The sequence below is a fragment of the Halomonas meridiana genome (assembly GCF_009846525.1).
GTDB lineage: Bacteria > Pseudomonadota > Gammaproteobacteria > Pseudomonadales > Halomonadaceae > Vreelandella.
On the sequence record NZ_CP024621.1, the window covers coordinates 3294259 to 3308195 of the forward strand.

Below are 13937 nucleotides of genomic sequence, written 5' to 3' on the forward strand. Positions count from 1 at the left end.
GCCTCGCTCATTGATACTAAGAAGATGATGACTGCGCAGCTTTCTTACGCCGCCGCTCACCCATAATCGACTCCCAAATTAAGCCCACGGCCCCCAGGGTAATGCCGATATCCGCCACGTTAAAGGCAGGGTAATACCAGCCTGCCGCATGGAAGGAGAGAAAATCCACCACATAGCCATGAATCAAGCGGTCGTATAGGTTACCCAGCGCCCCACCGATAATCAGCGGCAAGGCGATAGCGAGTAGCTTCTCATCCGCACGTACCCGAGATAACCAAACGGTGAGGCCAATGCTGGCGCCAATAGCAATCGCCGCAAAGAACCAGCGCTGCCAGCCGGGGTGCTCGGCTAAAAAGCTAAACGCCGCGCCGGTGTTGTGCAGCAGCGTGAGGTTGAAAAACGGCAACACCTCAACCGGCTGTGCATAACTTAAATAGTGGCTGGCCAAGTATTTTGTGGCGAGATCTAGCACGATGACGGCGACGGCCAGCCATAACCAGCGCAGTGGCCGCCGCATGGGCGGCCACTGAGGTGCTTTATGAGCAGGAGAAGAGTTAGGCATAGTAACGAATCTCACCGCTGCCTTCGGGTAAATTGCTCACACAGCGGCCGCACAGGTCGGGGTGCTCGGCAACGCTGCCCACGTCCGCCCGGTGGTGCCAGCAGCGCTCGCACTTGGCATGCCCACTGGCGCTCACCGCAACCTTCAAGCCTTCAAGCTCGGTGCTTTCGGCATTGGCGGCATCCGCCAGCGGCGCTAGGTGCACTTCGCTGGTGAGCATCACGAAGCGCAGCTCGTCACCGAGCTTCGCCAGCGTCGCGTGCAGCTCGTCATTGACGAACAGCGTCACTTCCGCCGCCAAGCTACCCTTGATTACTTTGGCGTTACGGGCGTCTTCCAGGCATTTGTTCACCGAGTGCTTCACTTCCAGCACCTGCTCCCAGAACGCGCGGCCCATATCAGCGCCCTCTTCCAGCGTGGAAAGCCCGGTGTAGTAGGTCTCCAGCAGCACGCTATCGCCCCGCTCGCCGGGGATATGTTCAAAGATCTCTTCAGCGGTGAACGACAGAATTGGCGCCACCCAGCGGCTCAGTGCTTCCACCACGTGATAAAGTGCGGTTTGCGCGCTGCGGCGGGCCAGCGAGTCGGTTTGGGTGGTGTACTGACGATCCTTGATCACGTCCAGGTAGAAGCCGCCCAATTCCCGCGCGCAGAAGCCGTGTACCTGCTGGTACACATCCAGGAAACGGTACTCCTCGTAGGCGGTCTCGATGCGGCCTTGAAGCTGTGCGGCGCGATCCACGACCCACTGATCCAGCGCCAGCATATCGCCAAACGCCACTTGGTCCCGCTTAGGATCAAAGCCGTTCAGGTTGGAAAGCAGGAAGCGCGCGGTGTTGCGGATACGGCGGTACACATCGGCAGTGCGCTTGAGGATTTCATCCGAGACGGCCATTTCACCGGAGTAGTCGGTAGACGCTACCCACAGGCGCAGAATATCGGCACCCAGCTTATCCATCACGCTTTGCGGTGCGACCACGTTACCGATGGACTTGGACATCTTGCGGCCCTGGGCATCCACCGTGAAGCCGTGGGTCAGCAGTTGGCGATACGGGGCATGGCCATCAATCGCCGCGCCGGTGAGCAGCGATGAGTGGAACCAGCCGCGGTGCTGATCAGAACCTTCCAGGTACAAGTCAGCTCGCGGGCCGCTTTCATGGCCGTGGGGGTGCGAGCCACGCAGCACGTGGCGGTGGGTGGTGCCCGAGTCGAACCACACGTCCAGCGTGTCGGTGACTTTATCGTAATCCGCAGCTTCCGCACCAAGCAGCTCGGAAGGTTCGAGCTTGAACCATGCCTCAATGCCCTCTTGTTCCACGCGCTTGGCGGCTTCTTCCATCAGCGACACGGTGTTGGGGTGAAGCTCACCGGTTTGCTTATGCAGGAAGAACGGAATCGGCACGCCCCAGTTACGCTGGCGAGAGATACACCAATCCGGGCGGTTGGCAATCATGCTGTGCAGGCGCGCTTGCCCCCAGGCCGGAGTAAACTCGGTCGCTTCGATACCGGCCAGCGCCCGCTCGCGCAGGGTTTTGCCATCTTTACCCTGAATATCCATACCGACGAACCACTGGGCCGTGGCGCGGTAGATCACCGGCGTTTTGTGGCGCCAGCAGTGCATGTAGCTGTGCTTAATAGGCGTATGTGCCATCAGCGCGTTGACGTCACGCAGCTTCTCGATGATGTTCGGATTGGCTTTCCAGATCATCTGACCGCCGAAGAACGGCAGGTCATCCGCGTAAACGCCGTTGCCCTGCACCGGGTTCAACATGTCGTCAAAGCTCATGCCGTGCTCGCGGCAGGTGACAAAGTCATCCATGCCGTAAGACGGAGCAGAGTGAACGATACCGGTACTGCCCACCTCAGACTCCACGTAATCCGCCAGATAAACCGGCGATAGGCGGTCGTAGAACGGGTGGCGGAAATTGATCAGATCCAGGTGTTTGCCTTGGGTCGTCGCGACCACCTCACCTTGTAAACCAAAGCGCTCTAAGCAGCTCTCGACCAGCTCTTCGGCCAACAGCAGCAGGCGCTCGCCGGTATCCACCAGCGCGTAGGTAAAGTCCGGGTGAACGTTCAGCGCTTGGTTGGCGGGAATGGTCCAAGGCGTGGTGGTCCAGATCACCACGGCGGCGGGCTTTGACAGCTCGCTTAAGCCAAACGCTGCCGCCAGCTTGTCGGCGTCTTCCACGGGGAAGGCAACGTCGATGGCATCGGATTTTTTATCGGCGTACTCAACTTCCGCCTCGGCCAGCGCCGAGCCACAGTCGAAACACCAGTTAACTGGCTTCAGGCCTTTAAAGACGTAGCCCGCCTCGACCATATCCGCCAGAGCGCGGATCTCGCCTGCTTCGTTGGCGTAATCCATGGAGCGATATGGATGATCCCAGTCACCGATGATACCCAGGCGCACAAAGTCCACCAGTTGGGTTTCGATCTGCCGCGTTGCATACTTTCGGCATAAGTCTCTGACCTGATCCCCAGATAAATTCTTCCCGAAAATCTTATGAATCTTTCCCTCTGCATCATCAATTGGATATTCAGTAGTCTCGACCTTGTGCTCGATAGGCAGGCCGTGGCAGTCCCAACCCGGCACGTAAGGCGCATCAAAGCCCGCTAGGTTTTTGGACTTAACGATAATATCTTTGAGAATTTTATTAACGGCGTGACCGATATGGATACTACCGTTGGCGTAGGGAGGGCCATCGTGCAGTACAAACAGCGGCGCACCCGCACGGGCTTCGCGCAGGCGCTGGTACAGGTTCATATCCTGCCACTGGGAAACACGCCCTGGCTCTTGCTTCGGCAGCATGCCGCGCATGGGAAAGTCGGTTTCTGGCAGGTTTAGCGTGTGCTTATAGTCCATAGTCCGGTCAGCCGTCGTTAGTATCGGCGGCGTCATCCGCCGAAGTGAAATCAGAAGAAGCGGTCTCACGCCCAAGCGGGGCCGAGGCCAGCGGAAGAGAGGTCGTTAGATCAGCGTCGGCGGTCGCAAAGTAGCGGCGCGCCTTGGCCTGGTCCTGGTGAATCTGTGCTTTTAGCGCGTCAAAATCGTCAAACTTCACTTCTCCCCGCAGCCGTGTGCAGGGGTAAACCGTTAGCCGTTGGCCATACAGATCGCCAGAAAACTCCAGCAGGTGCACTTCCAGCGTAGGGCGTTTAGAACCCACCGTAGGCCGAAACCCAACGTTCGCTACGGCGGGGTGGCGCTCGCCATTCGCCAATTCGGCCACCACCGCAAATACCCCCCGTAGCGTCAGCGGCTGGGGCAATAGCGGTAGGTTCGCGGTCGGTACGCCAATGGTGCGACCCAACTGCTGGTCGCGCACCACGCGGCCATGCAGCGAATAAGGCCTGCCCAACAGGCGGGCGGCCACTTCAAAGTTACCGCTGGCCAGCAGCGTGCGCACTCGGGTGCTTGATACCCGCTCGTCATCGACTTTGAAGGTGCGAGTGTGCTCTACGCCAAAGCCATGAGTGCGCCCCACGGCTTCTAACAAACTGAAATCGCCACGGCGATCACAGCCAAAACGGAAGTCGTCGCCCACCACTAGATGCTTAACGCCCAGCCCATCAATCAACACCTGATCGATAAACTCGCGCCCGGTGAGGCTGCGCAAGGCATCGTTGAACGGCAGGCAAAGCACTTGCTCGGCACCGTGGTCGCGCAGCAGGCGCACTTTTTCCCGCAGGCGCGTTAAGCGCGGCGGCGCCTGGTCTCCGGCAAAAAACTCGCGGGGCTGAGGCTCAAACACCACCACGGTCAGCGGTACGTTCAGGCGCGCAGCGTGCTCGCGGCACTGCTGTAGAATCGCCTGATGGCCGCGATGCACGCCATCGAAATTACCAATGGTCGCCACGCAGCCACGATGGGACGCTGTCAGATTGTGCAGACCTCGAATGACGTGCATGGCACCCCTGTTTAAAAGCGTTAGGTTTTAAAAGCGTTGGCCGTTTTCAAAGCGTTTGATTATAACGAACGCGCTGCTCTGGTGCAGAAGAAGATAATAGCGCTCACGCGCCTGCCCCTTCCCTAGCCGTTCATTTTAAAGTGGCGAAGCCGCAGGCCAAGCGCTGTTAACCAAATAAAGTAGAGCCCGCCTCCGAGCACTACGAGCCCGGCCACCCAGCGGACGCGCTGCCATAGCCCAAACTCTAACCACACCTGCCAATCAGGTGAGACTAACATAAGCGCCACGCTCATCAGCACGCTGCCGCCGATTAACTGGACCGCGTAACGCCCCCAACCCGGCTGAAATACCAGCACCTGCTGGCGGTAAAGCAGATACCCCAACAGCCCTGCGTTTAAAAATGCAGAGAGCGCAGTGGCCAACGCCAAGCCCGCGTGGGCCAGCGGCCAAATCAGCAGTAGGTTGAATACCATGTTCGCGACCATGGCGATAATTCCAACCTTCACCGGTGTTTTGGTGTCCTGGCGGGCGAAGAAGCCAGGCGCTAGCACTTTGATCAGCATAAAGGCCACCAACCCGAAGGCATAGGCGCGCAGGCTCATGGCCGCCATCTGAATATCGTTATCGGTCATCGCCCCGTAGTGGAACAGGGTAATCAAAAACGGCTCCGCCAGTACCGCCAGCGCTAGGGCTGCAGGCACGCCCAATAGCAGCACCACACGAATCGCCCAATCCAACATAGCGGAGAAGTGCTCGGTGGACTGCTCCGCATGACGTTTGGAAAGCGCAGGCAAAATAATGGTGCCAATCGCCACGCCAAACACGCCAAGCGGCAGCTCTACCAAACGGTCAGAGTAGTAAAGCCATGAGACGCTGCCCGCGGCCAACAGCGATGCCAGCACCGTATCCAGCAGCAGGTTGATCTGCGATACCGAGACCCCAAACAAAGCCGGCACCATCAGCTTCAAAATGCGCTTCACACCATCGTGGGCGAAGTTAGGCCACGGCGTCGGCAGCAGCCCCAAGCGCAGCAAAAACGGTACTTGGAAGGCGAGCTGAGCGGCCCCGGCAATCAATACGCCCCAGGCCAGCGCCATGGCAGGCTCTTCCATTAGCGGCATTAACAATAGCGCCGCGCCGATCAGCGAAATATTCAGCAGCACCGGTGTAAATGCGGGCACTGCAAAGCGGTTCCAAGTGTTTAGAACGCTGCCGGAGAAGGCGGTTAACGAAATCAGCAGCAGGTAGGGAAAGGTGAGCCGCAGCATATCGGCGGTCAGCGCCAGCTTTTCAGGGTCGCGGCCAAATCCAGGGGCAAACAGCCAAACCAGCCAGGGTGCGCCCAGCATCGCCAACGCGGTGATTAACGCCAGCAGCGCGGTTAAGCTCCCCGCCACCGCATTCAGCAGTTCACGGATCTCCTGCTTGGTGCGCTGGGTGGAGTACTCAGAGAGCACCGGCACAAATGCCTGGTTAAACGCCCCTTCTGCAAATAAACGGCGCAGAAAATTAGGAATTTTAAACGCCACAAAGAAGGCGTCTGAGCCGTTGCCCGCGCCCAGAAACGTTGCCACGACCACATCGCGCACCAACCCCATCACCCGGGAGAGCATGGTCATCGCGCTGACCACCAACCCCGAACGCATGAGCCCGCGGCGTGGCGGCGGCATATTGGCATGCTGTGGTGTATCGGCGCTCATCAGGTTATTCCCTACAGGCTAAATAGAGATACACATATCGCCCGGTAGGCGACGCTCAGGCACAAAAAAACCGGCCGCAGCCGGTTTTTTTATGGCGCCTGCCGGCTTACGCCGCCAGAGCCTTAATGCGCTTGTTCAAGCGGCTTTTCAGACGTGCAGCTTTCTTCTTAGAAAGAACGTCTTTATCAGCAATACGGTCAACGACCGGCTGCATTGCCTTGAACTCTTCCATCGCTTTGCCATGGTCGCCAGTGTTGATCGCTTTGATCACACGCTTGATGTAGGTGCGGACCATGCTGCGCTGGCTGGCTTTCAGGACGCGACGAGTCTCGGCCTGGCGGGCGCGCTTGCGTGCTTGCTTGCTGTTCGCCACAGGTATCTCCTTGGAGAATAAGGGCTGCCTAAAAACGGCAACGAATTTACTATGTGTTTGTCGGCTGGCATTGCCAAGTCACGACATTTCCTTAACAACCAATTGATTCAGCAGCGTTTCTAACTCTGCCAAATAGTGTAACGAGCAGTCTTATGGCTGCCCGCTCACGGGTCTTGTCTGAGAGGATGGCGTAGTCTATCACGCGTAGAGCGGGCTTACTAGCCGCTGTCAATCCTTTTCAAGCGCACCGCTAAGGCAATGCCTGCCCAGTGGGCGCCAAAATCTTGCGCAAAAAGCGCCGAGTGCGCTCATCCTGCGGGCTCGTGAACAGCTGCTCGGGAGGCGCCTGCTCGACAATCTGGCCTTCATCCATAAACACCACTCGGTCGGCAACGTCTCTAGCAAACTGCATCTCGTGGGTGACCACAATCATGGTTTGCTGCTCGGCAGCCAACTGTTTCATGAGGCCAAGCACTTCTTCCACCCACTGAGGGTCAAGTGACGAGGTCGGCTCATCAAACAAAATGACATCGGCATTCGCCGCCATGGCACGACCAATGCCTACCCGCTGCTGCTGGCCGCCGGAAAGCGATGCGGGGTAGGCATCCGCTTTATCCGCCAAGCCAATGCGCTCCAGAATCTCCCTTGCTCGGGCATGGGCCTGCGCCTTGGGCAGCTTATCCACCACAATCATGCCTTCGCTAATGTTCTCAAGCGCCGTTTTGTTGGCGAACAGGCCGTAGTTCTGAAACACAAAGGCAGTGCGGCGGCGCAGCGCCAAAATATCCGCCCGGCTGGCTTTACGCGCATCGACACGCAAATCACCGACGGTGATACACCCTGCCTCTGGGCGCTCTAGAAAATTGATACAGCGCAGCAAGGTGGACTTACCGGTGCCCGATGGGCCGATAATGACGATGATTTCGCCCTGCTCAAGGTGTAAATCGACATTGGTAAAGACCGGCTGCTGACCAAACTGCTTACTGACGGATTCAAGCGTGATCATCGCTGGTACGCCTTATTCAGATACGTTTCTAAGCGGCGCTGGCCCCAAGAGAGCGCCTCCACCACCACCCAGTAGATAATCGCCACCAGCAAGAAAGCTTCTAAGTATAAAAAGCTGCCCGATGCCTCTTTTTGGGTCGCGCCCATCAACTCCGTCACGCCCAGCGTGAAAGCCAGCGAGGTCGCCTTGATCATATCGATGAAGTAGTTCATCAGCGTGGGCGTGGCTACGCGGGTGGCCTGGGGCAGGATAATCCGCCGCATCAGCTGCGACTGGGTCATACCAATCGAGAGCGCCGCTTCGGTTTGGCTACGGTCGATACCGACAATTGCCGCACGAATGGATTCCGCCATATACGCCGAAAAGTGCAGCGTCAGGCCCAGTACCGCCGCGGTGACGCCATTGATGGAAATCAGCGCATCAATCAATTGCGGCAGACCGTAGTAAAACAGAAACAGCTGCACCAGCAGCGGCGTACCGCGAAAAAACGAGATAAACAGTAGCGCCGCGCCGTTCAAGACGGGGATTTTCGATACCCGCACGACCGCTAACAAGCAGGCAATGATCAGCGCAAACACCATGGCGATGCTCGCCATCTGCAGCGTCAGCGGTAAATAACTGAGCAGGACCGGCAACAGGCCCCACATATACTCCACGTTTAGCATCGTCGTATCGCTTATAAGCAAAACGGCCGTGACAATGCCACGGCCGCCATCATCAGAGGTTAGCCGTACTTATGGCTGCGTGATGTCAGTATCGAACCACTTCTGAGATATTTCACCCAAGGTGCCGTTGTCGCGCAGTTCCTCAAGCGCGGCGTCGACACGGTCGCGCAGCGCTCGTCCCTCTTCATCGTCACGGAACGGTAGCGCGTTTTCGATAGTGGTAAACGGCTGCCCTGCCAACGCCAGCGGCAAACCGCGCTCGCTGATCACTTGACTAGCACTCACTCGGTCCATCACGAACGCATCGACACGGCCCAGCGCCACATCCTGCTCGACGTTGGATTCGTAGGTGCGGATATCGATCTCGTCGGCATTCGGCTGCTCGCGCAGCAGCTGCTCGTAGTTAGAGCCCAAGTTCACTGCCACGCTTTTACCGGACAAATCCTCAACGCCGTTGATGGCGTCGTTACCTGCACGCACGACCACTTGGGCACCGTCGTACACATAAGGCGCGGTAAAGGCATACTTGGCTTTGCGCTCATCGGTAATGGTGATTTGGTTGGCAATGGTATCAATGCGGCCGGATTCCAACATGCCTGCCAAGCCCGAGAAGCTCGCGGTCACGAACTCAATCTCGTCGCCGGTGATCTCCCCTAACGCATTCATCACATCGACTTCGAAGCCTTTCAGCTCATCCTGCTCGACATAAGTAAACGGGAAGTAGCCACCGGACATGCCCACCCGCAGTGTGTCGGCCTGGGCAGCCACGGAGACTACCCCTGCCACGCCTAAGGCGAGAGCAGCGGCGACCTTCTTCAAACGGTTCAAATTTGCCATATGGATTTCCTCATTGGGCAATACAACCCACAGCTTATACGGAGGGCGCTGGCTTTGACTCCGTCATCACCAGCGCAATGCCGACAAGATACCAGCAAAAAAGAAATAATAAACCGCCTGCTTATTATTTTTTGGAACTAACCCAGCCTCGTTTCTATACCATCATTTAGCGGCCAAGCCCCGGGACCTGATCCAACTGTGCATAAGCGTGACGCAACCACACTTTCATCCTCTGGCGTTCGGCGATGTTCATCATGCGCCGGTCGTTGGCCACCGCCCAGAAACTGCTGTCATTGAAATCGATTTTTTGGGTGAGCTTGGCATGCAAGCGCGGCAGCTCAATAAGCGTCGCTGTATACGCAAGCGCCTGTTGGTACGTCTCTGACGCCACGAAACGCTCAAAACTGTCGCCACGACCTTTATTCTGAACCACCACGATCTCTACTGGTTGTAACGCGTAACGGGTTAACACCTGAGACAGTAGCGTCACAGAGTCAGCACCATCATCCATCACGTGCCACCACACGACCTGTATGCCCAACTCATTGAGCAGGCCAAACACATCGGTTTCCTCAATCCAGCGATTGATGGACTGGGCGGACTGTGCGGCCAAGTCGATAATCAAATCCCGGTCTGGCGCCTCTTCTACGGCCGATAGCATGCCATCAAGGCTATCGTCATCGCCCACCACTACCGAAGAGGCGTACTCCTGATAAAATCGTGAAAACGTGCCGTGGGAAGCGTCGCAATCAAAGCCTAAAAATGGCCGCTCGTGATCGATGTAGTACTGCGCCAACACCCGCGCCGTCATCGACTTGCCGACACCGCCCTTCTCGCCGCCAATAAAGTGAACCTTGCCCATCCTTGTCTCTCCGCCGTCAGGCCCGATGCCCTGTTGGAATTTAGCAGGAAAGTGATGGGCAGGCAGGGGTAATCACATGAAACAGCCTGCTTTTACGATTACCTGCTCAAAAATGGCACCACCAAGTTGAGCAAAGGTCTGATGCAAGCACCCAGCTTGGTGTCGCCGCACATCGCGATGGCCTATAAGGGACGTGCTAAACTGCCCAGTGCTTGATTGGTTCAGCCTTGGAGGCCAGCATGCCAGCTACTCATCGCCGTAAACTGCCCATCGGGATTCAGACCTTTTCCGATATTCGCGAAGGCGGCTACTACTATGTCGATAAAACACCGTTCATTGAGAAGCTGGCCAACCAAAATAAATACTACTTCCTCTCTCGCCCGCGCCGGTTTGGCAAAAGCCTATTGCTGGATACGTTAGGCTGCCTATTTGAAGGACGCGAGGCACTGTTTGAAGGCCTATATATTCACGATAAGTGGGACTGGCAGCAGCGTCACCCCGTGGTGCGCTTAAGCTTTGGCAGCGGCGTGGTAAATAGCCGTGAAGATCTAGATACCAACATTCGCTACCAGCTACAGCAGCAGCGAAAAAGACTGAATATTGACACCCCCACTCCCGAAAGAATTGCCGACGACTTGGCAAGTTTGCTGGAAAGTGCGCGGCATGCTCATGGCCAACGCGTTGTCGTACTAATTGACGAATACGACAAACCTATTTTAGATAATTTGCTTAACCCCGCATTAGCCCGCGAACTGCGTGAAGGGCTTAAAAATCTCTATAGTGTGCTGAAAGATGCCGACCCCCATTTGCATTTCGTGTTGCTCACCGGCGTCTCCAAGTTCAGCAAGGTCAGCCTGTTTTCGGGGTTAAATAACCTCAACGACATTACGCTAGATGCCCCATATGCGGATATTTGCGGCTATACCGACCGCGATATTGATACCGTATTTGCCCCCGAGCTTCCCGGCCTTGAGCGTGACGAGATCCGCCGCTGGTACAACGGCTACCGCTGGGGTGGGCAGGATGTGCCCAGCGTATACAACCCCTTTGACGTACTGCTATTACTACAAAAACGTATTTTTAGCCCCTACTGGTTTGAGAGCGCTACTCCTACGTTCCTGGTCAATGTACTGACGCAACGCGGAGTGTTTACGCCCGCACTCAGCCAACTACAGACGGAAGCAGAGCTACTGGGGCGCTTCGATGTTGACCATATCGCCACAGAAGCGCTGCTATTCCAAACGGGTTACCTAACGGTACACGCCACCGAAGAACCCATGACAGGCTACCGCCTTTACACACTGGGTTACCCAAACCGCGAAGTAGAAACCAGCCTTAACCAAACGCTTTTGCCACTACTAGGCATTCAAGAACCACCCCGGGAACGATTAACGCTGTTCCGCCTGCTACAGGCTCATGATCTCGCGGGCCTAGGCATCTATCTCAAAGCGCTCTATGCCGGCTTACCCCACGACTGGTACCGAAACAATCCTATCGCCCAGTATGAGGGCCACACTTTTTCACAGGTATATGCCAGCGTGTTTTACAGCCATTTCGCTGCGCTAGGTGTAAAGGTGACGGTGGAAGATGCTAGCCACCACGGCAAAGTCGATATGAGCGTCGACTTTAACGGTCATATCTACCTGTTTGAATTCAAAGTGGTCGAGCAGCTACCCGAAGGTAAAGCGCTAGAGCAGATCAAAGCCAAAGGCTACGCCGACAAACACCGCGCCAGCGGCAGGCCGATCCACCTGGTGGGCGTCGAGTTTTCAAGCGTTCAACGGCAGATTGTCGCGTTTGACGTGGAGACGCTTTAAGCAAGAGCACATTAGGCCCAATACCCATTTGCAATTGAGCAAGAAAAGAAAACTAGCGGAGTAGGCAAGGTTAACAATGACGGATTAAATTTACGCGTGAGAGGAGGCGTTTAACATAGCTAGGGTATGTGCCCGCTGCTGTTTTACAGCGCTGTCGAGAATAATCAGCAGTTGGTCATAATCATCTGCCTGAGTTTGATCCAGGCCGCATTGCTCCACTTTATCGATCAACGTTTGGGTATCGCGGATCAAAGTATCTAACTCCAATACGACGGTTTCGTGATCCATGGAAGTCATGTTTGCCTCATTGGCGTTGTTGTAGCTGCTGAACCCGCTGGTAGAGCTGTTGGGCATTTTGAATCGCAGTGGCCTCAAAGGCATCCAGGCTGAGCAGCACGTCTTGCCGTGAGTCCTGCATCACTACTTCAAGCTCTTTATGATAGCGTTGCAGCAAATGATCAAGATTCATACGAATCATCGTCAGCTCTAGCTGAAATTCGGCTTGCAGCTTGGTGTATCGCTCGATATGTAACGGCGTTTGGCTCGTTTTGAGGACCGTACTAATAGTGTGCTCGATCTGCTTCTCAACGGCTTTTATCTTGGGGATGAGCTCGTTCACCACGTATAACGCGGAAATGTTAGCGGCATGTGATTTCACGGTACTCCTAATAGCGTCAGACTGCGGATGCCTTAGCATCTTACTCGCCAATGAAATGCGCCTAACGATGCATTAACCTTACAAAACAAGGTCATATTAACATCAACGTTACCATTGAAAACGGGGCCTTACGGCCCCGTTGTTTATTACTGCGTTAGCCTTTCGGCCAAACTTCAGATTAACCCAGCAGAGACAGTACTGACTGCGGGATCTGATTGGCCTGGGCCAGTACAGAAGTACCTGCCTGCTGCAGGATCTGTGCACGGGTCATGTTGGCTACTTCCACCGCGTAGTCGGCATCCTCGATACGAGAACGAGCGGCTGAAAGATTGGTTTCAGTGGTGCTCAGATTTGTAATAGCCGAGTCGAAACGGTTCTGAATAGCACCAAGATCACTACGTAAAGTGTCTACTTGGCCAATTGCAGCATCTAGCTTCTCAAGCGGATTCAAAGTTACACCATCGGTACCCACTTGAAGCTGAGCACCTTTAGTTACATTTCCTTGCTCATCAATTTTAGCAGCGCTATATACTGAGTTACCGTCAGCATCAGTGCTCATTATGATGTACTTTGTCGGAGCACCTGATTCATCACTTGATGCGTACAGTTCATCAGAAGCATTCAGTGCATCGACATTAAGAGTTTCTTCTGCGCGAAGGGTCTTCACTTCACCGCTTGTTGTATCTGGTGTGTTCGTACTTACTGCAGCACTACTCCATGCAATAGTACCAAGTGTGTCATTATCTCCATCGGTAATCGTTGCATCATAATATGATCCATTCTCGGCCTTAACTACATAGCCACCTTCTTCAGTAGCATATAAGCCGACTGCTGTCTCAGTACCAGGCCCAGTGGTATCAACATCAAAGGAGAAGCTGAACTCTTCACCAACACGACCTGTAGCTGCACCAGTGGCTAGGTCAGTTGCAGTGTCATAATTACTAAGATCAACACCTGCCGTTACTTGAAAATCGTCAAGCTCAAGAGTAGCTGACGTAATTTCTTTCAGGTCAATTGAAATTGCTTCTCCATCGTTCGCACCAACCTGGATGGAAAGAGATTTAGTATCAGCAAGTACCTTAGTACCGTTAAAGCTAGTCTCTTTGGAAATACGATCAATTTCGGAAAGACGTTGGGTAATTTCTGCTTGAATTGATTCTTTGTCTTCAGCAGAGTTGGTTCCGTTTTGAGACTGTACGGTTAACTCACGAATACGCTGAAGGTTATCATTAACCTGATTCAATGCCCCTTCAGCAGTCTGGGCAACAGAAATACCGTCATTAGCGTTACGCTGCGCTTGAGACAGGCCGGTGATCTGGCTGCTCATACGGTTGGCGATAGCCTGACCGGCCGCATCGTCCTTGGCGCTGTTGATGCGCAGACCAGAGCTCAGACGCTCCATAGAAGTTTGCAGTGAAGATTGGGATTTGGACAGGTTCTGCTGACCAATCATGGAAGTAATGTTGGTATTGATCACTGACATGGTGATTCTCCTTGCGTGTGAACTGGCCGTCAGGCCCGCTTTTCGGCTACTTGTTGCGCCGTT

At 55.2% G+C, this 13937-nt stretch carries 13 protein-coding genes; 1 reads left to right on the forward strand and 12 read right to left on the reverse strand.

Translation table 11 applies throughout. The annotated features are described in order from the left end of the window. Positions 1–16: 16 nt before the first annotated feature. The 9 genes from lspA to CTT34_RS15710 all read right to left on the reverse strand — a co-directional run bounded on the left by lspA (position 17) and on the right by CTT34_RS15710 (position 9916). A complete protein-coding gene (gene lspA, locus CTT34_RS15670) occupies positions 17–562 on the reverse strand; it encodes a signal peptidase II (RefSeq protein ID WP_159343255.1) in 546 nt (181 codons plus the stop codon). Next, positions 555–3428 carry an isoleucine--tRNA ligase gene (gene ileS, locus CTT34_RS15675; RefSeq protein WP_174788530.1) on the reverse strand — a complete coding sequence of 958 codons (2874 nt, stop codon included), beginning with the start codon at positions 3426–3428 and terminating at the stop codon, positions 555–557. Before ileS ends, lspA begins: the two co-directional genes overlap by 8 nt. A 7-nt stretch (positions 3429–3435) precedes the next feature. Continuing rightward, the gene (ribF, locus tag CTT34_RS15680; protein WP_159343256.1) at positions 3436–4473 is read right to left on the reverse strand and encodes a bifunctional riboflavin kinase/FAD synthetase; all 1038 of its coding nucleotides are present in this window, start codon (positions 4471–4473) and stop codon (positions 3436–3438) included. A 122-nt stretch (positions 4474–4595) separates the two neighbouring features. Next, positions 4596–6173: a murein biosynthesis integral membrane protein MurJ gene (gene murJ / locus CTT34_RS15685; RefSeq protein ID WP_159343257.1), complete on the reverse strand. Its 1578-nt coding sequence runs from the start codon at positions 6171–6173 to the stop codon at positions 4596–4598. Positions 6174–6279: 106 nt separating this feature from the next. Continuing rightward, positions 6280–6546 carry a 30S ribosomal protein S20 gene (rpsT, locus tag CTT34_RS15690; RefSeq protein ID WP_083024671.1) on the reverse strand — a complete coding sequence of 89 codons (267 nt, stop codon included), beginning with the start codon at positions 6544–6546 and terminating at the stop codon, positions 6280–6282. A gap of 250 nt (positions 6547–6796) precedes the next feature. Beyond that, a complete protein-coding gene (locus CTT34_RS15695) occupies positions 6797–7552 on the reverse strand; it encodes an amino acid ABC transporter ATP-binding protein (RefSeq protein ID WP_159343258.1) in 756 nt (251 codons plus the stop codon). Next, positions 7549–8217, reverse strand: a complete 669-nt coding sequence (locus tag CTT34_RS15700; RefSeq protein WP_137094889.1) for an amino acid ABC transporter permease — start codon at positions 8215–8217, stop codon at positions 7549–7551. The genes CTT34_RS15695 and CTT34_RS15700 overlap by 4 nt, the downstream gene beginning before the upstream one ends. Before the next feature lie 69 nt (positions 8218–8286). After that, positions 8287–9054: an amino acid ABC transporter substrate-binding protein gene (locus CTT34_RS15705; protein ID WP_159343259.1), complete on the reverse strand. Its 768-nt coding sequence runs from the start codon at positions 9052–9054 to the stop codon at positions 8287–8289. 166 nt (positions 9055–9220) lie between these two features. Continuing rightward, positions 9221–9916, reverse strand: coding sequence for a nucleotide-binding protein (locus CTT34_RS15710; protein WP_159343260.1), 696 nt, complete (start codon positions 9914–9916; stop codon positions 9221–9223). A gap of 239 nt (positions 9917–10155) precedes the next feature. Here CTT34_RS15710 and CTT34_RS15715 point away from each other — a divergent pair, with 239 nt between their 5' ends. Continuing rightward, a complete protein-coding gene (locus CTT34_RS15715; protein WP_159343261.1) occupies positions 10156–11733 on the forward strand; it encodes an ATP-binding protein in 1578 nt (525 codons plus the stop codon). A 90-nt stretch (positions 11734–11823) separates the two neighbouring features. On the opposite strand, the gene CTT34_RS15720 is transcribed toward CTT34_RS15715, so the two are convergent. The 3 genes from CTT34_RS15720 to CTT34_RS15730 all read right to left on the reverse strand — a co-directional run bounded on the left by CTT34_RS15720 (position 11824) and on the right by CTT34_RS15730 (position 13874). Further along, positions 11824–12030: a hypothetical protein gene (locus CTT34_RS15720; protein WP_159343262.1), complete on the reverse strand. Its 207-nt coding sequence runs from the start codon at positions 12028–12030 to the stop codon at positions 11824–11826. A gap of 7 nt (positions 12031–12037) precedes the next feature. Beyond that, positions 12038–12391 carry a hypothetical protein gene (locus tag CTT34_RS15725; protein ID WP_254436403.1) on the reverse strand — a complete coding sequence of 118 codons (354 nt, stop codon included), beginning with the start codon at positions 12389–12391 and terminating at the stop codon, positions 12038–12040. A gap of 178 nt (positions 12392–12569) precedes the next feature. Beyond that, on the reverse strand, positions 12570–13874 hold the full coding sequence (locus CTT34_RS15730; protein WP_159343264.1) for a FliC/FljB family flagellin: 1305 nt from the start codon (positions 13872–13874) through the stop codon (positions 12570–12572). Between the last annotated feature and the right edge of the window lie 63 nt (positions 13875–13937).